Below are 22,190 nucleotides of genomic sequence, written 5' to 3'. Positions count from 1 at the left end.
ATGTTACCGAATGAAAAAAACCGCGAAGCTCTGGAAAATTTTACGGAGCAGCTTGATGTCGAAGGACGCAGCCTGTGGGCGGATGCCCGCCGCCGCTTTATGCATAACAAAGCCGCGATCACCAGTCTGTGTCTGTTATTTTTAATTACCCTGTTTGTCATTTTTATGCCTGTGCTGTCAGAGTTCGCCTATGACGATACCGACTGGGGCATGATGTCCGCGGCACCGGATATGGAGAGCGGACACTATTTTGGTACCGATTCCTCCGGCCGTGATCTGCTGGTGCGTGTGGCTATCGGCGGCCGTATCTCGCTGATGGTGGGACTGGCAGCCGCGCTGGTGGCGGTACTGGTGGGAACACTGTACGGCGCGATGTCGGGCTATGTGGGCGGCAAAACCGACTCTGTCATGATGCGCGTGCTGGAAATCCTCAACTCCTTCCCGTTTATGTTCTTTGTTATCCTGCTGGTTACCTTCTTTGGTCAGAATATTTTTCTGATCTTTGTGGCTATCGGTATGGTTTCCTGGCTGGATATGGCGCGTATTGTACGCGGCCAGACCCTGAGCCTGAAGAGTAAAGAATTTATTGAGGCGGCGAAAGTGTGTGGTGTGCCGACACGCAATATCATTCTGCGCCATATTGTCCCGAACGTGCTGGGTGTGGTGGTGGTTTACGCCTCACTGCTGGTGCCGAGTATGATCCTGTTTGAATCCTTCCTCAGCTTCCTCGGGCTGGGTACACAGGAGCCGTTAAGCAGCTGGGGCGCACTGCTCAATGACGGTGCTAACTCAATGGAAGTTTCGCCCTGGTTACTGATGTTCCCGGCAGCATTCCTGGTGGTAACTCTGTTTTGTTTCAACTTTATCGGTGACGGGCTGCGTGATGCCCTTGACCCGAAAGATCGCTGAGGAGGCCGCCAATGACTCAGTTATTACAGGTTAACGACCTGAACGTGACATTCAAAACGCCGGACGGCGATGTCACTGCCGTGAACAAACTAAACTTTTCGCTGTCCGCAGGTGAGACACTCGGGATTGTCGGTGAATCCGGCTCCGGTAAGTCACAGACAGCGTTTGCACTGATGGGACTGCTGGCGCGCAATGGTGTGGTCAGCGGCTCTGCGGTATTTAACGGGCGTGAAATTCTCAATCTGAAAGAAAAAGCACTGAACAAAATGCGGGCCGAAGAGATTTCCATGATCTTCCAGGATCCGATGACGTCGCTCAATCCGTACATGAAAGTCAGCAAACAGCTGACAGAAGTGCTGATGCTGCATAAAGGCCTGAGTGCGCATGATGCCTTTGAGGAATCCGTCCGGATGCTGGACGCGGTGAAAATGCCGGAAGCCCGTAAACGGATGAATATGTATCCGCATGAGTTCTCCGGCGGGATGCGTCAGCGCGTGATGATTGCGATGGCGCTGCTGTGTAAACCGAAACTGCTGATTGCCGATGAACCGACCACTGCGCTGGATGTGACGGTGCAGGCGCAAATCATGACGCTGCTGAATGAGCTGAAGAGCGAATTCAATACCGCAATTATTATGATCACCCATGACCTCGGTGTGGTGGCCGGTATCTGTGACAAGGTACTGGTGATGTATGCCGGGCGCACGATGGAATACGGTACTGCCCGCGATGTGTTTTATCATCCGTCGCATCCGTATTCTATCGGGTTGCTCAGAGCCGTTCCGCGTCTTGACGGACCGGAGGACAGTGAGCTTGCCACTATTCCGGGTAATCCGCCTAACCTGCTGCGTCTCCCTGCCGGGTGTCCGTTCCGTCCGCGCTGTCAGTATGCGACTGATGAATGTGTGCGGAATGAACCGCCGTTACAGGCATTTTCTCAGGGCCGTTTGCGTGCCTGCTTCAGAACTGCGGAGGAGTTGGCGTAATGACACATTCAGAACGTCCGGTTTTGCTGGAAATTGAAGATTTAAAAGTCCATTTTTCCATCAGAGATAATAAACAGTGGTTCTGGCAACCGGCCAAAAGCCTGAAAGCGGTGGATGGTGTGACTGTCCGCCTCTATGAGGGGGAAACGCTCGGGGTGGTCGGGGAATCCGGCTGCGGAAAATCCACCTTTGCGCGTGCCATTATCGGCCTGGTGAAATCCACCGCCGGGCGGGTAACCTGGCTGGGTAAAAACCTCAGCGGGATGAGCGAAAAAGACTGGCACAATGTCCGTAATGATATCCAGATGATTTTCCAGGATCCGCTGGCGTCACTCAATCCGCGTATGACTATCGGTGATATTATTGCGGAGCCGCTGCGGACATACTACCCGTCAATGAGCAAGACGGAAGTGGCAGACAAAGTTAAAGCCATGATGATGAAAGTCGGGCTGCTGCCGAACCTGGTGAACCGCTATCCGCATGAGTTTTCCGGCGGGCAGTGTCAGCGTATCGGGATCGCCCGCGCGCTGATCCTGGAACCGAAACTGGTTATCTGTGATGAACCGGTTTCAGCGCTGGATGTGTCTATCCAGGCTCAGGTGGTGAACCTGCTGAAAGAATTACAGCGGGAGATGGGGTTGTCCCTTATTTTTATCGCTCACGACCTGGCTGTGGTGAAACACATTTCTGACCGTGTGCTGGTGATGTACCTCGGTCATGCGGTGGAACTCGGCACCTATGATGAGGTGTATCACAACCCGCTGCATCCGTACACCAAAGCGCTGATGTCTGCGGTACCGGTTCCTGACCCGGATAAAGAGCAGAATAAAACGATTCAGCTGCTGGAAGGGGAACTGCCGTCGCCGATCAACCCGCCGTCCGGTTGTGTCTTCCGCACCCGCTGCCCGCTGGCGGACAGCGAATGTGCAAGAACCCGTCCGCTTCTGGAAGGTAGTTTCCGCCATGCGGTCTCCTGCCTGAAGGTTGATCCGCTGTAAATGCAGTCAATCTGTTAATCGTATTTTTACGACAAAGCGCCCGGTAAGGGCGCTTTTTTTTCATCATCACATCCTGGTTTTCCATCCCAGCCGCAAAATCTGAAGCAGCCCGTTTCCGGATATTGCAAACCGTCTGCCGGTTCCGTTATTTAAAAGCAGCCCGGTTTTTTCGGTAAAACGATAATACAACGTTGACGTCTGTCAACGCATGAACTACAGTAGGTGCAGGAAATGAAAAAACACCCGGATAAACATATTCAGTCTGCGATTGAATATGCGTTGTTGCAGGGATGGATGTGGATTGCTCCGGGGAATTCCTCTCATGCATTTTGCCGGTTACGGTGCGGGTCACCGTATGATGAACACCGGCAGCATCAGATGAGTGTCTGGTCAACGCCGCGGAATCCGGAAAACCATGCAAAGCAAATCAGACGAAAAGTGGATGCCTGTCAGTGAAAACAGGCAGAAGGAAAGGGGAAAACGATGGCACTGTATAATTTTACACTGACGCTTTCCGGAGTGACGGCGGATACAGAAAATCTGGAAGATGCCTTGTTTGAAAGCGGTTGTGATGATGCCTTACTCTGTTTTTACGGTAAATCAGTCTATCTTGAGTTTGACCGGGAAGCGCCGTCACTGGATTACGCTATCCGTACTGCCGTGGAGGATGCGGAATCAGCCGGTGTGAATGCACGGGTGGAATCAGTGGATTCAGCGGTTGTCGGCCTGAGTGATATTGCAGAACTGACCGGCATGTCACGTCAGGCAATCGCCTTACTTAAGGATGGCGCACGCGGCCCGGGAACCTTCCCGGGACCGGTACAGCGGTTGCGCGGACAATCCCCGTTATGGGACTGGGCGGCGGTTGCTGCCTGGCTGACAGCACAGGGGCGGCTGGATACGTACTCTGAGCTGGCAGAAAATGCAAAAGTGATCAGTAAATGGAATGTGGCATTACGGGCAGGAGCCGCGGAAGATCCTGCCGAAATTGAGGTTATTACACGATCACTGATTGCAAGACGGGAAAAATGCCGCTGCTGACAGACTGACCGGCAGGGAATTTATTCCCGCCAGCGGACTGCGTACTCCGGTGAACCGGTAAAATGACGGGAAATCAGTACTCTGGCAAAAATCTGGTCGATGTCTGCATTCTCATCGGGTGCCAGGCCGATAACCACTTCGGCACATGCCGGATTTTGTGCCAGAAACGGTGCGAATTCTGACCAGTCATTACCGGCCGGAACAATTTCGGCGCCGCCGATCTCTTCAAACTGAAGGTTGAACAGCAGAACGTCTGCCGGATCAAGGTTATCCATTGCCTGCTCCAGAAACAGGTCATAGGCCATTTCAATGGTTTCCTGTTCGCTGAGGAGGCGGGGCTGAGAGGTACTCATAAGTCAGATTATATTCCGGTGATCCCCCGCCGTGTTATACCGGCGGGGATGATAAAGGGAGCAGTTTATCACAGCAGCGGACTGAAGAAATAACATAACCGCTCGAGTATCCGGTTTGTCAGCGGGCGTTTTTCCCATTCGGTATAATCGAGGCGGGTAGCGCGCGAAATATAGTCATTCTGGACAATATTCAGGTCACCGGCAAAACTTTCATCGTCGATAACGGCGGTGATTTCAAAGTTCAGCCACAGGCTGCGCATATCCAGGTTTACGGAGCCGACCATACTGAGCTGGTCATCCACAAGAACACTTTTCGTGTGCAGCAGGCCATCTTCGAACAGATAGATTTCCACACCAGCTTCCAGCAGTTCGGTATAAAACGCGCGGCTTGCCCAGCGGACGAGGAACGAGTCATTGAGACGCGGCATCACAATGGCGACACGTACGCCCCGCATGGCAGCGGTACAGATAGCGTGCATCAGGTCATCACTCGGTACAAAATACGGTGTGGTGAAGGTCAGACGCTCCTGTGCGGCGAAAATGGCCGTCATCAGAGATTGCTGAATTAGTTCTTCGGGGAAACCCGGGCCGGAGGCGACAATATTCACAGTATGGCCGCTGTCTTTTTCAAACGGCATTTCAATATCATCAGGCGGAGGCGGTAACCGGCGTTCGCCGCGTTCCATTTCCCAGTCAAGTGCATAGATAATGCCGAACAGAGTGGTCACAGGGCCTTCCATACGGACAAGAATATCAACCCACTCACCGACACCGGCATCCTGCTTAAAGTAACGCGGATCGACCATATTCATACTGCCGGTGTATGAAATATAGTTATCAATAGTGATAATTTTCCGGTGCTGGCGCAAATCCATCCGGCGCAGAGCAAAACGCAGAACATTCACCGGCAGTGCTTCGACAAACTCGATCCCGGCGTCCCGCATCATTTTCGGATAATCATGGCGGAAGAAGTGCCAGCTGCCGGCGGAATCAACCATAATCCGGCATTTTACGCCCCGTTTTGCGGCGGCGAGCAGGGCATTGGTGACATTGTCCACGTCACCGCCGGGTTTCCAGATGTAAAACACCATATCAATGCTGTGTTTTGCATTATCGATATCTTTTACAATCTGGCGTAATGAATCTTCACAGGTGGTAAACAGCTGAATCTGGTTACCTTTTACCCCCGGTATACCCTGACGATGTTCGATCAGCTGAAACAGCGGGGCAGCCTGAGTACTGTTTTCGGTGGCAAAAATATGTTTTGACCGGCGCAGATTTTCTACCCAGCCGGAAACAGACGGCCACATGCCTTTTGCCTGCTCAACGCGGCGGCGGCCGAGGTGCAGTTCACCAAAGGCGAGATAAGCGATTATCCCGATAAAGGGCAGGATATAAATGATCAGTAACCAGGTCATGGTCGATGTCACCGGGCGGCGTTTATACATCACGCGGACAGAGATACCGGCCACCAGCAGCCAGTAGAAAAGAATACTCAGCCAATATAACAGCGTATAAAAGGTCGACATAGGTATTATCTTTCCCTAAAAATAAGGTTCGCAGACAAGACAGGCACAGAATCTGATTGATACTCCACCGGAAAATGTATCAGAAAGCTTTCTGTAATGCTGCTATATTTGTGATTTAAGTCAGTTTAACCCCTTTTTTCCGGCAATGTTTGCGGATATTGCGGGAAAGCGGTTGGTTATTGTGTCAGGCAGTTTATAATAATCGCCCTTATTATTAGCTTATTTTTTTCACACAGTCTAAAAAGGGTTTAGTTATGAGACACAGCAGACCGGAAGTTGCACGTTGGCGTATGTTACGGCAGGCAACCCGTCGTCGTCGTCGCTGGCTGGAAAGTCAGTCACGGCGGAATATCCGGATTTTCGCCCTGCGTAAGCTGGATATCGCGAGACAGCGCCGTTCGCTGTTGTTTGCTCAGACCGGATTAAGCCACTAAGAGTGACCATCAGCACGATAAGTGACAATGGTTGCATCTTTCTTATTGAAACTGATTGCTATTTGCATTTACACTAGTGACCATTGTCATTATTAGTTGCTTATAAGATTGTATTGATATGTCTATTTTTCGCTGGGTCAGCTGGCCGATTCTCATTTCACTTTGTCTGCACGCTTCTGTGGCTGCGGCGATTTACTACAACATAAATAAGGAAGCTGAGGATGAGCCGAAAGTACTGATGGTGGAGATGGCGGCTTTTGCGCCTGCACCGGCAGCTGCTGTGGCTGAACCTCAGCCGGAACCCGAGCCCGAGCCTGAACCAGAGCCGGAGCCGGAGCCTGAACCGGTAGTGAAGCCGGTTATTGAAAAACCGGTGGAAAAGAAACCGGTTGAGAAAAAACCAAAACCAAAACCGAAAAAAGAGAAAAAAATTGAGAAACCTGCCGTAAAACCGGCAGAAACCAAAGCACCGGTATCCGATAAGCCTCTGTTCAGTGGTACGCCGGATGGTCAGCAGAACGAGAAAAAAGCCCCTGCAGGTCCCGTGGGAAATGTGGCTTCTGCCGGACAAAGTGATATTGGCGGTGGTGATCCGAAAGCGTTAAGCCGTGCTGATCCGGTTTATCCGGCACGGGCACGCAGCCTGGGTAAAGAAGGGAAGGTACGGGTCAGATTTGATGTTGATACCGATGGTCGTATTGAGAATATCGATATTATCGAAGCATCACCGAAAAATATGTTTGAACGTGAAGTCCGTAACGCAATGCGTAAATGGCGTTACGAGAAAAAACCTAAGAAAGGTATGACGACAACCATTATTTTCCGGATCGACGGCAAGACCACCATTCAGTGATCTGATAAAAAAGAAAACCCGGCACCTGAAAGATGCCGGGTTTTTTGTTTCAGCTTTATTTTGCCGGGAAAATATCGCTGCGTAAATTTATCAGGTTATCCGGTACAACATGTATAACCCCTTCACCCGGAATATCAATTTCCGCAATCATAAACAATGCCATGGTTGTCAGCAGCGGCAGGATTAAAATCATAATATTATTGCCGCGTAACCCGCGGATATTATACCCGATCAGCACATTGGCACTGACCGCAAATAAAATCAGTAATACCCAGGCGGCACCCGGAATCTGATAACGCCAGCTGGCCATGGTTTTCTCTTCGGAAACATAGAGATCACTGAAAGCGGTCAGCACAGAGGCAATCACCGGATTTGGTGTGGTGCGGGCTTGAGATGCAGCGAGTTCCCAGAGAGAAGACTGTGCATCGAGGGAGATATCCCGCCATTTTTCATTTTTTGCCTGCGATCCGCCGTTAAAGAAATCGATACGGGCATCAATATACGTGCCAAGCAGGGTATTGGCACGCAGTGTATTTTCCGGAGACAGTAATTGTGCCCGCTGGAATGCATTACCGATGGCAATAGCTTCGTTTTCTTCCATTTGTTCGCGGTTATTATAGCCGCCGATAGAAATCGTCAGTAAAAAGCCGATTAATAAACCCAGCAGAGATAATACGGCGCCGAGAACAATTTTGGTTTCATCATCCGCTAATTCAGTTTTTCCGTGACGTTTTCTGAACAGGTATTTTCCGGCATAAGCCGAACCGACAGATAAAATAAAAATAACAACAAATAAAATAACGGAATCAGAGACTAAAGCATTAAACAGCGCAGCCATACAGAGACCCTTTAACAGAAAAACTCAGCAGAAAGCTGAGATACAGGTGGAATAAAGCCGGCCTGAAAAGGCCGGCCGGATACAAAACCGTTATATCATCCGCTGACGGGAAATGCGGTCCTTTCTGATTATTTCAGCAGTCTGACTCTGACAGCCTTACCTTTGATTTTACCCTGCTGAAGCAGTTTGCGTGCCTGCTGTGCAATACCCTGACGTACCGCGACATAAGCATGCATCGGGTGGATCACGATTTTGCCGATATCTTCGCCGTTCAGCCCCATATCACCGGTCATCGCGCCGAGAATATCCCCCGGACGGATTTTGGCTTTTTTGCCGCCGTCGATACACAATGTTGCCATTGCCGCATCCAGCGGAGTGATCCGCAGACCGGCCGGGATCGGCTGCCAGTTCAGTTTCATATGCAGCATTTCTTCCAGTGCATTCGCACGGACGGCTTCTTCCGGTGCGCACAGACTGATTGCCAGCCCGCTTTCACCGGCACGGGCAGTACGGCCGATGCGGTGGATATGCACTTCCGGGTCCCATGCCAGTTCGTAGTTGATCACCAGCTCCAGCGCTTTGATATCCAGCCCGCGGGAGGCCACATCCGTGGCGACAAGCACACGGCTGCTGCCGTTGGCAAAGCGGATTAAGGTCTGATCGCGTTCGCGCTGCTCCATATCACCGTGCAGCACCAGAACACTCTGTCCGCTGCTTTCAAGGGCTTCAAATACATCCTGACAATCTTTTTTGGTGTTACAGAACACCACGCAGGAGGCCGGCTGTTCACGGCTCAGTAATTTTTGTAACAGCTCAGTTTTGCCGCGGCGCGACACTTCATAAAATTGCTGTTCAACGGCAGGCAGTTCATCCGTGCTGTCGGTTTCAATAGTTTGCGGGTCGCGCTGAAAACGGCGGCTGACAGCGGCGATTTCATCCGGCCAGGTGGCGGAAAACAGCAGTGTCTGACGTTCTTCCGGTGTCCGGGAGAGAATGTCGGCGATATCGTCAGAGAATCCCATATCCAGCATACGATCCGCTTCATCCAGCACCAGTGTGCGGACAGCATCAAGGTGCAGGGTATCTTTGTTCAGATGGTCAATCAGACGGCCGGGAGTAGCCACAATGATGTGCGGCGGGTGGATCAGGGAATCGCGCTGGGCACCGAACGGTACGCCGCCGCATAAAGTCAGAATTTTGACATTCGGCAGATAACGGGCCAGACGGCGTAACTCACCGGCGACCTGGTCCGCGAGTTCGCGGGTCGGACACAGAACCAGTGCCTGAGTCATAAATTGTCCGGCATCGATATGCTGTAACAGCCCCAGACCGAATGCAGCCGTTTTCCCGCTGCCGGTTCTGGCCTGCGCACGGACATCTTTCCCCGCCAGAATAGCCGGTAATGCGGCGGCCTGAACGGGCGTCATGGTCAGATAACCCAGTTCATTCAGGTTGGTAATTTGTTCTGCGGGAAGTGCATTAAGTTCAGCAAATGAGGTCACGATGAAAATTCCGGATTAAATATTAAGAGAGATTTCCGGCAATGATACTATTACCGGGCGCCGGTGTCGCGGGGAACCTGCGCTTTATCCGGCAGACAAAACGGCCACTCAGAAGAGTGGCCGGTATGAAAGGTGTTATTTTAAATCACTGTTACTACTATCTAACTGAAAATAACGTTTTCCGTCAGGCAGCGGGCGGGGACGGTTTTCCGCATCCACCGCAACATAACTGAAGACAGCTTCTGTTGCGCGGTAACGGTCACCGATAGGGTCAGTGGCGACTTTTTTCACCCAGACCTCGACTTTTACCGTCATGGATGAATTACCGGTTTTCAGGCAGCGCGCATAACAGCAGACCACATCACCGACAGCCACAGAGCGCAGGAAGGTAATGCCGTCGACGCGGACTGTCACCACGCGTCCGAGTGCTATCTCTTTGGCCAGAATAGCGCCGCCGATATCCATCTGCGACATCAGCCAGCCGCCGAAGATATCCCCGTTGGCATTGGTGTCTGTCGGCATGGTTAAGGTGCGCAGCACCAGTTCCCCGTTGGGTAAACATTGTTGTTGAGTCATGAGAAACACTTACATCCGTTTAACGAAAAAGGATACCGGCGGAAACAAACCGATATCCGGTTGATTTTATTATTTTTCTTCTTCCCGTGGCAGATGACGGTAAATATATACCACACTGGCAACGGTAAATACCAGTGTTACAGCGGTCAGACCAAAGACTTTGAAGTTCATCCAGGTATCCATCGATAACCAGAAGGCGACATACACATTCACCGCCGCACAGACGATAAAGAAGAGTGCCCAGGCCAGATTCAGACGCTGCCAGACCTGTGGCGGGAGCGTCAGCTCTTTGCCCAGCATCTTCTGAATCAGCGGCTTACCGAAGATAAACTGACCGCCCAGTAAAACGAGGGCAAACAACGCATAAATAATCGTCACTTTCCATTTGATAAACTGCGGATCATGGAACACGATGGTCAGTGTGCCGAAGACAGCCACAATCACAAAGGTGATAACGGCAGATTTCTCCAGATGTTTATACATGAACCAGCGCACAGCCAGCGCCACCGCTGAGGCGGCAATTAAGGCACCGGAGGCGTAATAGATATCCACGGTTTTATATATGGCAAAAAAGATAACCAGCGGGATAAAGTCGAGTAGTTGCTTCATAATTGAGTCTGTCCGAAATTTAAATTTATTTTAAGCACGTGGCATCCAGTCGCTTATTTTTAAAGAAAAAAAATATATTACAATTGATTTTGCAATATTTTACCATAAGACGCGGTCTGACTATCTTCTTTATCCGCGTTCGGTTATAAATCAGTTTAACTATTAGCAGTAAAATTAAATTGTACATCTTAATACGATATTTTTATAAGGGGCGATAATGCAGTCGAGCCGACTTTTGCGCTGGATGCCGGGACTTTCTGTTTTTCTGCACTATGAACGAAAAAATCTGCGCTTTGATATCCGTGCGGGGCTTTCTGTCGCGGCCGTGGCATTACCGGTGGCTATCGCTTACACGGGGCTGATGGGCATTAATGCGATTGTCGGCCTCTATGCCTGTATCCTGCCGATGATGACGTATGCACTGTTCGGCTCTTCCCGGCAACTGATTGTCGGGCCGGATGCGGCGACCTGTGCGGTGATTGCGGCAGCAATTATCCCGCTGGCAAAAGGCGATCCCGACACGCTGTGGCAACTGGCGATCATCATGACGCTGATGACCGGCGTCTGGTGTCTCATTGCCGGGCATTTTAAACTCGCCGCATTTGCGGATTTTTTATCACAGCCGATTTTGCAGGGGCTGCTCAACGGTGTAGCGGTGACGATTATTGTCGGGCAGATAGGAAATGTACTCGGACTGGATGAGCTGCCGTCCCAGCTGATTGAGTGTCTGGTGGCGTTGCCTGACCATATGCACCTTATGCATATGCCGACTCTGATCCTCTCCGGTGCCAGCCTGGCGGCACTGATTTTATTGCGGGCCGTCCGCCGTAACTGGCCGGGACCGCTGATTGTGATGACAATTGCCACACTGATCAGTGCGAAACTGGATTTTGCCTCTATGGGGATTGCGGTAGTCGGTAATCTCGGTAACGGACTGCCGCATATTAAAATGCCGTCGTTTGATCCCGGCCTGCTGCGTGAACTGGTGATCCCGTCTCTGAACCTTGCTGTGATCAGTATTGTCAGCTTTATGATGACGGTACGCAGTTTTGCCGAGAAAAACGGCTATACCATCGATGTGGATCAGGAACTGCGTGCACAGGGCTATATCAACATTGCTTCCGGGCTATCGCAGGGATTTGCGGTCAGTGCCGCAACCAGCCGTACCGCCGTCAACGATGCTACCGGTGGTAAAACACAGATGGTGTCCCTGATCGCTGCCGGATTGATCGCGCTGGTGCTGTTTTTCCTGACCGGGTTCCTCGGACATATCCCGCTGGCAACGCTCGGAGTGGTACTGATTTATTCTTCCTGGTCGATGTTCAGCATCCGTCAGATTTTCTCTTTCCGTAAGCGGAATAAATCAGCATTCACACTGGCACTGTTTACTCTCGTCGCGGTGCTGGTGGTGGGGCTGATCAACGGTATCGGTTTTGCGGTTCTGCTGGGGCTGGTGCAGTTCCTGCGCACGGTTTTCCGTCCGACAGATCAGTTGCTGGGTGTGGATGAGCAGGGGATGATTCATTCTATCAATAACAGTAACGTCGATATCAATCAGGTCGACGGATTATTGATGTACCGTTTTAACTCGCCGCTGACCTATTTCAACGTTGCTTATTTTAAAAAGCGGGTGTTACAGGTGGTGAATACCGCACCAAAACGTCCCGGTTGGATCGCGGTGGATGCAACGGTCAGCTTTATCAATAACGACATGAGTGTGTTCAGTACGCTGAATGAGCTGGTGACAGAGCTGAAAATCAAAGGTGTCACACTGATTCTGGCCGGACGGCGCACCGAACTGACGCGCTGGGTGTCCGAAAACAAAATCAAACGTAATGATGATGATTTGATTATTGTGCCGGATCTTTATTTCGCCATCCGGCTGATTCAGAGTAAGCAGCAGGGCCGCATCAAAGCGATAGAAGAGGCGATGGCGCAGGCTGAGGAGGGAGCGGAAAAACCGCTCACCACCTGATTTCAGCAATAAACCCGCCCTGCGGGCTGCGGCGGAACTGTATGGTCATGTGATGCAGTTCCGCAATTCGTTTCACGATAGATAACCCCAGGCCGCTGCCGGTTTTTTCCTGGCCCGGCGGCCGGTAAAAACGCTCTCCCAGACGGGCCAGTGTCTCATCACTGACACCCGGCCCGTCATCCTCAATCACTAACTGCTTCGCTGTCAGTATCAGCTGAACAGTGCCGCCTGTTTTGCCGTAGCGGACAGCATTATGCAGCAGATTACGCAGCATCACGGTCAGCAGCAGTTGTTCGCCGCGGACGGATAATTCCGGTGGGGAAATATCCGTGATCACACTGACCTGATGTTCCGCAGCCTCTGCCGCAGTCTGAGCAACAGCGTCTCCGATAATAACTGACCAGCGCTGCTCTGTGTTTTCTGCGGGATGTGATTGTGATTCCAGGCGCGAGAGAGTCAGTAATTGATCCACCAGGCGGGTGGCCCGGTCAATGCCGGTGATCAGATTCGCGGTGACGTGTTCCCGTGTGGCAGGGTCATCTCCGGCTATCTGCATCACTTCAGACTGAACTTTGAGTGCGGCCAGCGGGCTGCGCAGTTCATGCGCTGCATCAGAGGTAAAGCGGCTCTCCCGCTCCCGCAGGTCGCGGATACGCAGAAATAATCCGTTAAGTGCATCCAGCATCGGACTGACCTCTTTCGGCAGTACCGGCGGGGTCAGCGGTGTGAGTTCTGCCGGGCTGCGGCGTTGTAACTGTCGCGCCAGCAGGCGCAGCGGGGTCAGTGCGCGGGTCAGCAGCCACAAAAACAGCAGCAGCATCAGCGGCAGTGCCACCAGCCACGGAACGGCCTGCGCGGTAATAATGGTCAGCCCCATATCTTCACGGTATTCCCATTCCTGGCCGACTACAATGATGTAGCGGCCATCAGCAGAGGGCAGCTGTACAAAGCGCCACTGGTCGTTGTCATCTGTCAGTGTCCCGTCACGAAAACCGTTTTTCCTGTCAGAAAACGGAATTTTCCGGCCGTTTTCGCCGTCATCCAGCACCCGTTCGCCCTGCGGGGTAAAAATAGCAAAAGCGAGAGCATCATCATCCTGCTTTCCCCGGTTGCCGGAGAGCATCTTTTTCGTTTTCTGAATAGCGGATGACGGAAATGCCAGTCCGGAAGGCAGGACTGACAGGCGTTTGGCAAAGGCTATTTGTTGTGTATCGAATAATTCATTGATGGATTTTGTAGTCTGCATCCAGGCAAACACACTGGCGATACCCCATGTCAGCAGGGTAAGCAGCAACAGTAGCCCGCCAAGCCGCAGGCGCAGACTATACGTTTTCATCATTTTTCCCCGCGACATACCCGACGCCATGAATGGTTTTGATAAACCCGCGTCCCAGTTTACGGCGCAGATGATGAATATGCACCTCAACGGCATTACTGGAAACATCCTCATCCCAGTTATACAGTTTCTCTTCAATCATTGCGCGGGACAGCACTTTCTGAGGATTACGCAGAAACAATGCCAGCAGCGCCAGTTCTTTGCCTTTCAGTGATACCGGCACACCACCGCGGGTGACAGTCATGGCCACCGGATCCATCTCCACGTCGCCGAGCACCAGTTTTTCAGAAACCTGTCCGTAGCGGCGGCGGATCAGCGCCTGTAACCGCGCAGCAACTTCCGCCAGTGCAAACGGTTTGCACAGATAATCATCCGCACCCTGCTGCAAACCACTGACCCGCTGTTCAAGGGCATCACGGGCGGTCAGGATAAGTACCGGTTCGTCGCGCCCCTCTGCCCGCCACTGCTTCAGTATGTCCAGCCCGTCAATACCGGGCAGGGAGAGATCAAGGATCACCGCATCATAAGGGGCAGAATAGAGTGCCTGCTGACCGGTCTGTCCGTCGGTAAACCAGTCCGGGGTAAAACCAAGCCTGCTCAGGCCGATTTTCAGCCCGTCGCCAATCAGCCGGTCATCTTCAATTAATAAAATTCGCATTATATTTGTCCGTTATGGTACCTCTGTGTATGGCTCCTGTGCTGAAAGCCATTGTTCAGGTATCGGGTTACTATCTGTATCGTAGTATATATCCGGAATGCTGTTGTATACCGTTATTCATTCAAACTGCAGATCTGCCGGTGGTGCTCATCCTGCCGGGCCCCGTCTGCTTAACTCCTGCCGTCTGCCTGTATACTGAGTGAGGTTGGGTATAAATATACCCGGAAGGTGAAGAAACAGAAATGTATATCTGAAATATTAATGAAATTTATATCGTTAAACTATCTTATTTATTTTATAGGATACCAGGGAATAAATTGTTCATATCGGTGCTGATTAGTATCGCCACCTGACTAATATCAGCTTGTTTAAAGTTTTCATATAAACTTCACTCGTTTTTCAGCTCTGTTTATAAACACTTTAAATGACACGTCAATAATAGATGAATTTTTAATATTAAAATCGCCGGTTGCTAATGGCTATACTCATTATAAGATGGTAAAGCATATTCAGGGAGCAAAAACAACCTGTTTTTATATTGATGTCAGTCGGAATGAATCATTGCATTAGGTAAATATACTTATTTAAGATGATGCGATAAATTTATTTATCACATTGATTTTATTGGTTTATTTTAATTGTTCAGTAAATTATCTATATGTTATAAAAAGAATTATTTATTTCTATTAAATGAAAATAGTCTCACAGGTACTACTACATGTGCATTTTATAATGCATTTATGGAGTTATTAACTGGTAATGTGGGGATTTCTGGTTTTTTATTTAAATAAACGTAGGGTTGGTTACTTGATATGTAGTAAATATCACTTTATACTCCACCAAATCAAAAATACTTTAGTAATAAATCATAACGTTAAGATTGTTTGCACCGGGTTGAAATCCCGGGTTTTATGCAATAAAAAATATTCTTATTTTGTTTCGTTAAAAAGTATTTTTAATATTATTTTCGTTGTTTTAAATAATATCTTATTGCTGTACAAAACATCTGCCAGCTATTGAAGGGAAATATTGTTACTCTAAAATTGCGGTGGGTAATCAGAAAGCCTAATGTGGCGACCGTTATATACTTTGGAAAACATATGAAACTGAAAAAATTAGCTATTTTAACCACTGCAAGTCTGTTTGCATTTGTGTCTGCTCAGTCTTTAGCACAGCAAAATGCGACAGTCACTTTTACAGGGGCGATTGCTAATGCTACCTGTGATGTTAGTGCATCTCAAAAAAATATTGACCTTGGTACTCATGCAGCAAAATCAGTAACAGACATTGCTGTACCTCTGGCAACTAAAAACTTTAATTTAACATTGAATAACTGCAGTGATGCATCAACTGATCCGTTAGGTGTTCCGTTAGTTGTTGTAACTGCAGGCAATAGCTTAGCAGGGCACTCAGATTTATTTGCGGATACAAATGCTACCCAGATTGGTGTTAAATTATCTGCAACTGACGGTGATGACCAGAAAGTAGTATTAAAAACGAACGACAGAACCTCTCTTGATAAAATTAAATTCACAGGTAAAGGTGACTACAATCTGCCAGTGGATGCGGCATTATTCGCAACTGTGGCCGGCGTAGCACTGAAGCCTCAGATGCTGAATGTGCCTGTTACATTTAGTGTTGCATATAACTGATTTATAAGTCATTAACAACTATCAGGAGCAGGTAACAAAGGTTTTTTGTTACCTGTTCTTTTAGGGGATTATATGATTTTTTTTAAAAAAATTATAATTGCCGGATTTGTTTTATTTTCATCATCTGCATTTTCAGGTGTCGGGTTAAACCAGACACGAATTATTATTGATGGTAATGAAAACAGTGCATCGGTCGTAGCGAGAAATACTGATGATTCACCTTATTTGGTTGCGAACTATATTACAGAATTAGTGAATGCTAAACCGGTAGGTAATGATTTTTTTATTATCACCCCTCAGGTTTTTAAACTTGATGCCAATTCATTAAATACAATAAAAGTTCAGGCTATACCCGGGATGTTTCCTTCTGATCGTGAATCAATGTATTATTTCCACTCCCGAAATGTTCCGGCAACTAACGGGCAGTCAGGGGTGAAAGTAGGTCTGGAAAATATTATTAAAGTCTTTTACCGGCCGGCTGGTTTAACGATGACCTCGAAAGACGCATATGCCGCACTGGATATAAAATCTGATATTAATGGTATTAAGGTGATCAATGGTTCACCTTACTTTATCAACTTGCAAAAAATAAAAATAAATAATGATGCGATAAAATTAAATTCTGACAGCAGTATTATTGCACCTTATTCTGAAGCAAATTATATGACAGCGAACAAATCAGGTCAGGCAACATGGGTTGTCATTAATGAACTTGGTGGTACAGATGAATACTCAAAGAATTTTTAATATTTTCTTTCTGTTGCTGATTGTTTCTCTGCATCCTGTGGCAGGCTATTCTGCAGGTGGAAGTCATGTTGTATTTAAAACAAGAGTCGTTGTCGGAACCTGTGAATTTGATGAAAGTAATGATTTTAATAAAAATGTTAATCTGACAAAGATAAATTACCTTATGGTCAGCGATGTTGAAAAAACAGAAATCAAAAAACCAATTATTACTGAAACATTTACCTATACGGTAAAATGTAAGAACTTTCCGTCAGGAAGTCTGAAAGACATAAAGATTCAGATGTTACCTGCAAATAATACTGACGCTGAAAATGGTATTTATTTTAGTCATAATGATGAAACGCAGACTGGTTTTATCCTGAAAGCATGTGACAGTAATAATGAAAACTGTCAGAACAGTGATGCTAATAATGGTGTTGCTGTATTTCAAAGCGACTCAGATGATGTAATTGCTATTAACTATCATGTCAGTCTGGTGAAACGAAAATCAGGTGTTTCTCCTGGAATATCAACAGCATCTGTCAGCCTTATTTATCTCCAGGATTAAATCATGAAGATCAGAATAAAACAAAAATTATATGTAATGCTATTGGCTGTTTTATCCTGTGTTTCATCTTCACAGGGAAGCAGTAGTATAACTTATAATTTTTCTGTTTTATTTCTGGCTAAAACCTGTGATGTTTCGGTGGAAAATGAGATTGCAATTGAAAATTTACCGGGGACAGGCATTGTGACTAATAGTTCTATTATAAATGATACTGCAACAGCAGATGTAAAATTAAGTCTGAAAAATTGTACGTCTCCTGATATTACAGGCTCTAAAGTCTATATTTCACAAGGTAATACACTTACCGGAACAATGGATTTTTTCAATGATAATCCGGCAGGTATTATAGGGTTACAATTGACTGATGGTAATTTTGTTTTCAGTAAAACAGCAACCGCACTGCCGGAAGATAAATCTGTTGTCTGGCGGAATATTGCATCTGTCGCAGAAACTAAAACAATAAAAGCCCGCCTGCGGTGTAAGACCGCCGGGTGCAAGCCACAGGAAGGTCATTTTTCAGCATCAGTAACATTTAATTATTATATTGATTAATAAAGGAAATTAAATGAAAGTACATACCGCCTTATTCGCCTGTTTTGCCAGCTTACTTATGGTAAGTCAGGGCGTATTCGCCGGTGTGTCTCTGGACAGAACCCGGATCATTTTCAATGAATCGGATAAAAATCAGACGATCAGTGTAATGAATGACAGTGATAATTTGTATCTTGTTCAGAATACTATTCTTACCGATTATACAGATGAGCACAGTGAATCCGTCCGGCAGTTTGTCACGATCCCCCCATTAGCCCGTCTGGAAAAACAATCGAATAATGCTATCAGGATTTTACCTAAAAATTTAAGTTCACAACCGGCAGACAGGGAATCACTCTTTTTTTTCGTGGTTAATTTTATTCCGGAAGGAAAGCGGGCAGAGTCGGGTGACAAAGAAATTACGATAAATTTTAATATTGCAACAAAGATGATAATTAAAGTTTTTTACCGGCCTGACACTATTTCCGGTGATGTGGATGATTTTGCCGGTGCACTGATATTTCAGATGTCAGGAAAACAATTAGTGATAAAAAATCCGTCAGGATATTATTATACGCTGGAATTTCTCAGTCTGGACGGGCAACGTTACCAGGCAGAACGCGCGCCGATGATTGCGCCTTTTTCATCTCTTGAACTGCCGGTTTCAGCGAATGCGGATAAAGCACAATGGCGGGTAATTAATGATTTCGGAGGTTCCTCTGAACTATTTACTGCTGAAATTAAGAAATAACAATATGAAAAATAACCAGATAAAAAAATCATTTGTTTTTTTTACTCTATTGACATTGCTGATTGCCTTTATTCAGCCGGGCTATGCATCCACAGGGTTTAAGTTTCCTTTAAAACGTTATGTCTATCCTGAAAGTAACAAAAACGGAATCAGCATTACATTGTCGAACAATACAGATATTCCTTATCTGATAGAATCATGGGTATCTTCTGCTGATAGTGAAACATACTTACCGGTTAAGAACATTCCGGATGATAAAGTACCGTTTATTATTTTACCTCCTTTGAAGAAAATTAATGCTCACACTGAATTCAGCTGGAGCATACGTCGTACCGGCGTCATTGTTAACGGGGAACCGTTGCCTGATGATCGTGAGTCATTATTTTGGATTGGTATGAAAGCGATTCCGTCAGAGAGTAAAGACAAAAATAATGGTGTTTTTTTTAAAGTATCACCTGAATTTTATTTCAAATTACTTTACCGACCAAAATCAATTGAGCATGTCAGGCTGCAGGATGTCGAAGATTCATTAGTTATTACGCGCACCGGTAACCAGTTATCTGTTAACAATCCTTCACCATTATTCATAACATTTGATCAACTTCTTGTCGGTACGACCGAACTGAAGAATGGGGATGCACTGATAACAATAAAACCATTCTCAGTACAGATGATTGATTTGCCTGAAAGTGAGAAGAATAAAGTTATTACATGGCGGATTAGCGATGAAAATTTATTTGAGCTTACTACACATACTGTTAAATAAGACAGAATTAACTGGGTGATACAGTTCAGGACATAGCATAATGGAAATAATAAAAATACGTCGAATAAAGACTAACCTATTGTTTTGTTGTGTAGTATCAGTATTCCCTGCACATTCTGCAACTGAAACTTATTTTGATCCAAATCTTCTGATGAATGGTACAGGAATTGACAGTTCACAGATTAATCTGGAGCAATATGAGAAAGGAAACCCTATTTCTCAGGGTACCTATAATATGATGGTTTCTGTCAACAGCCAGACTGTCGGGGAACGTGATGTCAACTTTGCCGCTGACAGCGAACAAAAAATTGTTCCTGAATTTACTGTTGCTGAACTTAATGCGCTGGGTGTTAATACCAGTGCTATTCCTGCATTTAAAAATATTCCGCCGGATCAAAATATCACAAACCTGGCTGAATATATCCCGGATGCTTTTGTTTCTTTTGATTTAAAAAACCTGACAGTCAATGTGTCTGTCCCCCAGATAGCTATGCGGTCCACCAGCTTTGATATATTAGAAACTGATCTGTTAGATGAGGGTATTAACGCACTGACATTAAATTATTTTATGAATTATGGCAAAACAACACAGTCCGGTAATTCAGTGGCAGGCTCAGGCGGTAATGACAGCTTTTTTACAAACGTAAATGCCGGTGTTAATTTCGGCGCCTGGCGGGTCAGAACGAATTATGCCTATAACTACTCACGCGGTGAATCCGGAAACTCATCATCATCAGACTTCTCAGGTACACATATCTATCGCGCCATTTTAAACCTGAAATCAACATTTAAAGCAGGGCAGATAACAACCGGGAGTGAAATATTTGAAAGTATTCCGATGAAAGGGCTTACCCTCGCATCCAATGAGCAGATGGAACCGGGAAACCGGCGTGGATTCGCCCCGGTAGTTACCGGAACAGCTAATACTAATGCAACAGTTACTGTCAGACAAAACGGAATGGTTGTTTACCAGACATTTGTCCCGCCCGGACAGTTCCGCCTTGATGATATTCCTTCCGGCGGTACAGCGGGGGATATGGAAGTTACTATTGAGGAAGATAACGGATCAAAACGGGTATTTACACAGGCATATTCGTCTTTGCCGGTAATGCTGCGTCCCGGTACTTACCGCTATGAGATAAGCGCGGGTGAGTATGATGGTCATCTGACGGAAGGCTCCCGCCGGCAGCGTTTTTTTCTCGGTACACTCAGTTACGGATTACCTGAAAATGTTACCCTGTACGGGGGAACACTGCTGGCACAGGATTATCAGTCTGCGTCTGCCGGTATTGGCCTTTCATTAGGTATGGCAGGAGCATTATCTGTTGATGGTATACATGCAAGAACCACAATTGCAGATAACGATTACAGCGGAGAGTCTTACCGGGTACGCTATTCAAAAAGTATGTTATCAACCGGTACATCGTTTGATTTAACGGCGATGCGTTACAGCACTAAAGACTATTATAGTTTTTCTGATTTTAATAACTCAGGGTATATGCTGAAAAGTGATCTTGCTCCCTGGCTGACAGGCAGAGCACGTTATAGTTTTCAGACATCAATTACCCAATCGTTGAAAGAATACGGAACAATCAGCCTGAGAGCGACCAAAAATACATATTGGAACGAACAGGGCTCTAATACTAATTTATCTGTATCATATAATACCAATATTAAGGGTATTAACTATGACCTGAGTTATAACATAGACCGTATAAAAACAGATAATAATGGCTGGCCGGAAAATCGCTGGGTTGCACTAAATGTTAACATACCGTTTAGTATATTTTCTAACAACGCAACTGTCAGGAATATGTCTGCCAGTTATAGTTTTATGCGGGACAATAATAATAAAACAACGCAACAGCTGGGTGTGACCGACAGCGCTTTTGATAATAAATTATCTTACGGAATATACCAAAATCTGAACAGTGATGGTAATCAGTACAGTGCCGGCACAAATGCTTCTTACAATGGTGATATTGTAAATATAGCAGGAGGGTACAGCTATTCTGAAGATTCTCAGAGCCTGTCCGTTAATATGTCCGGCGGGCTTGTTGCACACAGTGACGGGGTGACCTTATCACGTACTCTCGGGAACACAGTCGCGGTTATCAGTGCGGATGGCGCAGAGTCAGCCCGGCTTAACGGTAATTCATCATTTGACCGGTTTGGTAATACTGTAGTGCCTTATCTTAATGGTTTTAATGCTAATCAGGTAAATGTTAATGTTGATACACTGCCTGAAAATGTCACGTTCAAAGAAACAGCAATGACAATTTATCCGACAGACGGGGCTGTTGTTAAACGTAAATTTAATACTAAAATTGGTTATCAGGTGTTACTGACACTGTCTCCGGCAGGAAAACAGCCGCCATTTGGCGCTATTGCACGGTTAAACAATACGGATGATGATATCAATACCGGAATTGTGGGAAACCATTCTCAGCTATATATGAACGGATTACCGGCTTCAGGCGAAATATTTATCAGATGGGGGACGGGAGAGCAACAATGTACTGTCCGTTTTAACGGAATAGATAAAATCGAAACCTCAGAACAAGTACCAATCAGGATGCTGGATATTCCATGTGTATAA

The 22,190-nt window shown here is 47.0% G+C and carries 23 protein-coding genes; 15 read left to right on the top strand and 8 right to left on the bottom strand.

The features are described 5' to 3' along the window. From oppC to AAZR23_RS06230, 5 genes are all read left to right on the top strand, one after another. Positions 1-909: an oligopeptide ABC transporter permease OppC gene (oppC, locus tag AAZR23_RS06250; RefSeq protein ID WP_046893457.1), complete on the top strand. Its 909-nt coding sequence runs from the start codon at positions 1-3 to the stop codon at positions 907-909. Positions 910-920: 11 nt separating this feature from the next. After that, complete coding sequence (locus AAZR23_RS06245) at positions 921-1,895, top strand: ABC transporter ATP-binding protein (protein ID WP_112549576.1); 975 nt, start codon at positions 921-923, stop codon at positions 1,893-1,895. Continuing rightward, the gene (gene oppF / locus AAZR23_RS06240) at positions 1,895-2,893 is read left to right on the top strand and encodes a murein tripeptide/oligopeptide ABC transporter ATP binding protein OppF (protein WP_046893455.1); all 999 of its coding nucleotides are present in this window, start codon (positions 1,895-1,897) and stop codon (positions 2,891-2,893) included. The genes AAZR23_RS06245 and oppF overlap by 1 nt, the downstream gene beginning before the upstream one ends. 231 nt (positions 2,894-3,124) lie before the next feature. Then, a complete protein-coding gene (locus AAZR23_RS06235; protein WP_046893454.1) occupies positions 3,125-3,349 on the top strand; it encodes a hypothetical protein in 225 nt (74 codons plus the stop codon). A gap of 27 nt (positions 3,350-3,376) precedes the next feature. After that, on the top strand, positions 3,377-3,934 hold the full coding sequence (locus AAZR23_RS06230; RefSeq protein ID WP_434691335.1) for a helix-turn-helix transcriptional regulator: 558 nt from the start codon (positions 3,377-3,379) through the stop codon (positions 3,932-3,934). 20 nt (positions 3,935-3,954) lie between these two features. Here AAZR23_RS06230 and AAZR23_RS06225 read toward each other — a convergent pair whose 3' ends face one another. Next, complete coding sequence (locus AAZR23_RS06225; protein WP_046893452.1) at positions 3,955-4,287, bottom strand: HI1450 family dsDNA-mimic protein; 333 nt, start codon at positions 4,285-4,287, stop codon at positions 3,955-3,957. Positions 4,288-4,355: 68 nt separating this feature from the next. Next, positions 4,356-5,816, bottom strand: a complete 1,461-nt coding sequence (gene cls, locus AAZR23_RS06220) for a cardiolipin synthase (RefSeq protein ID WP_046893451.1) — start codon at positions 5,814-5,816, stop codon at positions 4,356-4,358. Positions 5,817-6,070: 254 nt separating this feature from the next. Here cls and AAZR23_RS06215 point away from each other — a divergent pair, with 254 nt between their 5' ends. Further along, positions 6,071-6,250: a YciY family protein gene (locus AAZR23_RS06215; protein ID WP_046893450.1), complete on the top strand. Its 180-nt coding sequence runs from the start codon at positions 6,071-6,073 to the stop codon at positions 6,248-6,250. 118 nt (positions 6,251-6,368) lie between these two features. Beyond that, positions 6,369-7,103 (top strand): TonB family protein, encoded by a 735-nt coding sequence (locus AAZR23_RS06210; RefSeq protein ID WP_166707940.1) that lies wholly within the window; start codon positions 6,369-6,371, stop codon positions 7,101-7,103. A gap of 55 nt (positions 7,104-7,158) precedes the next feature. Here AAZR23_RS06210 and AAZR23_RS06205 read toward each other — a convergent pair whose 3' ends face one another. The 4 genes from AAZR23_RS06205 to AAZR23_RS06190 all read right to left on the bottom strand — a co-directional run bounded on the left by AAZR23_RS06205 (position 7,159) and on the right by AAZR23_RS06190 (position 10,628). Beyond that, the gene (locus AAZR23_RS06205) at positions 7,159-7,941 is read right to left on the bottom strand and encodes a hypothetical protein (RefSeq protein WP_166707939.1); all 783 of its coding nucleotides are present in this window, start codon (positions 7,939-7,941) and stop codon (positions 7,159-7,161) included. Positions 7,942-8,069: 128 nt separating this feature from the next. Then, positions 8,070-9,443, bottom strand: a complete 1,374-nt coding sequence (gene dbpA / locus AAZR23_RS06200) for an ATP-dependent RNA helicase DbpA (RefSeq protein ID WP_046893447.1) — start codon at positions 9,441-9,443, stop codon at positions 8,070-8,072. 135 nt (positions 9,444-9,578) lie between these two features. Continuing rightward, positions 9,579-10,019, bottom strand: a complete 441-nt coding sequence (gene yciA / locus AAZR23_RS06195) for an acyl-CoA thioester hydrolase YciA (RefSeq protein ID WP_434691330.1) — start codon at positions 10,017-10,019, stop codon at positions 9,579-9,581. 69 nt (positions 10,020-10,088) lie between these two features. After that, on the bottom strand, positions 10,089-10,628 hold the full coding sequence (locus AAZR23_RS06190) for a septation protein A (RefSeq protein WP_046893445.1): 540 nt from the start codon (positions 10,626-10,628) through the stop codon (positions 10,089-10,091). 217 nt (positions 10,629-10,845) lie between these two features. Here AAZR23_RS06190 and AAZR23_RS06185 point away from each other — a divergent pair, with 217 nt between their 5' ends. After that, positions 10,846-12,603 carry a SulP family inorganic anion transporter gene (locus tag AAZR23_RS06185; protein WP_434691328.1) on the top strand — a complete coding sequence of 586 codons (1,758 nt, stop codon included), beginning with the start codon at positions 10,846-10,848 and terminating at the stop codon, positions 12,601-12,603. Here the strand turns inward: AAZR23_RS06185 and qseC are convergent. Both qseC and qseB read right to left on the bottom strand, forming a co-directional pair. Continuing rightward, a complete protein-coding gene (qseC, locus tag AAZR23_RS06180; RefSeq protein WP_218428403.1) occupies positions 12,593-13,939 on the bottom strand; it encodes a quorum sensing histidine kinase QseC in 1,347 nt (448 codons plus the stop codon). The genes AAZR23_RS06185 and qseC overlap by 11 nt on opposite strands. Further along, positions 13,926-14,597: a quorum sensing response regulator transcription factor QseB gene (gene qseB, locus AAZR23_RS06175; RefSeq protein ID WP_434691326.1), complete on the bottom strand. Its 672-nt coding sequence runs from the start codon at positions 14,595-14,597 to the stop codon at positions 13,926-13,928. Before qseB ends, qseC begins: the two co-directional genes overlap by 14 nt. Before the next feature lie 1,100 nt (positions 14,598-15,697). Here qseB and AAZR23_RS06170 point away from each other — a divergent pair. From AAZR23_RS06170 to AAZR23_RS06140, 7 genes are all read left to right on the top strand, one after another. After that, complete coding sequence (locus AAZR23_RS06170; RefSeq protein ID WP_182105475.1) at positions 15,698-16,249, top strand: fimbrial protein; 552 nt, start codon at positions 15,698-15,700, stop codon at positions 16,247-16,249. A gap of 72 nt (positions 16,250-16,321) precedes the next feature. Continuing rightward, complete coding sequence (locus AAZR23_RS06165) at positions 16,322-16,996, top strand: fimbrial biogenesis chaperone (RefSeq protein ID WP_434691322.1); 675 nt, start codon at positions 16,322-16,324, stop codon at positions 16,994-16,996. Then, positions 16,974-17,543 carry a hypothetical protein gene (locus AAZR23_RS06160; protein WP_434691320.1) on the top strand — a complete coding sequence of 190 codons (570 nt, stop codon included), beginning with the start codon at positions 16,974-16,976 and terminating at the stop codon, positions 17,541-17,543. The genes AAZR23_RS06165 and AAZR23_RS06160 overlap by 23 nt, the downstream gene beginning before the upstream one ends. A 3-nt stretch (positions 17,544-17,546) precedes the next feature. Continuing rightward, complete coding sequence (locus tag AAZR23_RS06155; RefSeq protein WP_434691318.1) at positions 17,547-18,095, top strand: fimbrial protein; 549 nt, start codon at positions 17,547-17,549, stop codon at positions 18,093-18,095. Positions 18,096-18,108: 13 nt separating this feature from the next. Further along, positions 18,109-18,825, top strand: a complete 717-nt coding sequence (locus AAZR23_RS06150) for a fimbrial biogenesis chaperone (protein ID WP_434691316.1) — start codon at positions 18,109-18,111, stop codon at positions 18,823-18,825. 4 nt (positions 18,826-18,829) lie between these two features. Continuing rightward, the gene (locus tag AAZR23_RS06145) at positions 18,830-19,591 is read left to right on the top strand and encodes a fimbrial biogenesis chaperone (protein WP_434691313.1); all 762 of its coding nucleotides are present in this window, start codon (positions 18,830-18,832) and stop codon (positions 19,589-19,591) included. A gap of 40 nt (positions 19,592-19,631) precedes the next feature. Then, complete coding sequence (locus AAZR23_RS06140) at positions 19,632-22,190, top strand: fimbria/pilus outer membrane usher protein (protein WP_434691311.1); 2,559 nt, start codon at positions 19,632-19,634, stop codon at positions 22,188-22,190.

This window comes from Morganella sp. Je.2.23 (genome assembly GCF_051129855.1).
Classification (GTDB): Bacteria; Pseudomonadota; Gammaproteobacteria; order Enterobacterales; family Enterobacteriaceae; genus Morganella; species Morganella sibonii.
This window is presented reverse-complemented; position numbering and strand designations above follow the sequence as displayed.

Coding starts and splice junctions, on each gene's coding strand:
- AAZR23_RS06160 (WP_434691320.1), top strand. CDS start 16,974: ATGAATACTCAAAGAATTTTTAATATTTTCTTTCTGTTGCTGATTGTT.
- AAZR23_RS06145 (WP_434691313.1), top strand. CDS start 18,830: ATGAAAAATAACCAGATAAAAAAATCATTTGTTTTTTTTACTCTATTG.
- yciA (WP_434691330.1), bottom strand. CDS start 10,019: ATGACTCAACAACAATGTTTACCCAACGGGGAACTGGTGCTGCGCACC.
- AAZR23_RS06155 (WP_434691318.1), top strand. CDS start 17,547: ATGAAGATCAGAATAAAACAAAAATTATATGTAATGCTATTGGCTGTT.
- AAZR23_RS06245 (WP_112549576.1), top strand. CDS start 921: ATGACTCAGTTATTACAGGTTAACGACCTGAACGTGACATTCAAAACG.
- AAZR23_RS06165 (WP_434691322.1), top strand. CDS start 16,322: ATGATTTTTTTTAAAAAAATTATAATTGCCGGATTTGTTTTATTTTCA.
- qseB (WP_434691326.1), bottom strand. CDS start 14,597: ATGCGAATTTTATTAATTGAAGATGACCGGCTGATTGGCGACGGGCTG.
- qseC (WP_218428403.1), bottom strand. CDS start 13,939: ATGAAAACGTATAGTCTGCGCCTGCGGCTTGGCGGGCTACTGTTGCTG.
- AAZR23_RS06205 (WP_166707939.1), bottom strand. CDS start 7,941: ATGGCTGCGCTGTTTAATGCTTTAGTCTCTGATTCCGTTATTTTATTT.
- AAZR23_RS06235 (WP_046893454.1), top strand. CDS start 3,125: ATGAAAAAACACCCGGATAAACATATTCAGTCTGCGATTGAATATGCG.
- oppC (WP_046893457.1), top strand. CDS start 1: ATGTTACCGAATGAAAAAAACCGCGAAGCTCTGGAAAATTTTACGGAG.
- cls (WP_046893451.1), bottom strand. CDS start 5,816: ATGTCGACCTTTTATACGCTGTTATATTGGCTGAGTATTCTTTTCTAC.
- AAZR23_RS06210 (WP_166707940.1), top strand. CDS start 6,369: ATGTCTATTTTTCGCTGGGTCAGCTGGCCGATTCTCATTTCACTTTGT.
- AAZR23_RS06225 (WP_046893452.1), bottom strand. CDS start 4,287: ATGAGTACCTCTCAGCCCCGCCTCCTCAGCGAACAGGAAACCATTGAA.
- AAZR23_RS06170 (WP_182105475.1), top strand. CDS start 15,698: ATGAAACTGAAAAAATTAGCTATTTTAACCACTGCAAGTCTGTTTGCA.
- oppF (WP_046893455.1), top strand. CDS start 1,895: ATGACACATTCAGAACGTCCGGTTTTGCTGGAAATTGAAGATTTAAAA.
- AAZR23_RS06150 (WP_434691316.1), top strand. CDS start 18,109: ATGAAAGTACATACCGCCTTATTCGCCTGTTTTGCCAGCTTACTTATG.
- AAZR23_RS06140 (WP_434691311.1), top strand. CDS start 19,632: ATGGAAATAATAAAAATACGTCGAATAAAGACTAACCTATTGTTTTGT.
- AAZR23_RS06230 (WP_434691335.1), top strand. CDS start 3,377: ATGGCACTGTATAATTTTACACTGACGCTTTCCGGAGTGACGGCGGAT.
- AAZR23_RS06185 (WP_434691328.1), top strand. CDS start 10,846: ATGCAGTCGAGCCGACTTTTGCGCTGGATGCCGGGACTTTCTGTTTTT.
- AAZR23_RS06190 (WP_046893445.1), bottom strand. CDS start 10,628: ATGAAGCAACTACTCGACTTTATCCCGCTGGTTATCTTTTTTGCCATA.
- AAZR23_RS06215 (WP_046893450.1), top strand. CDS start 6,071: ATGAGACACAGCAGACCGGAAGTTGCACGTTGGCGTATGTTACGGCAG.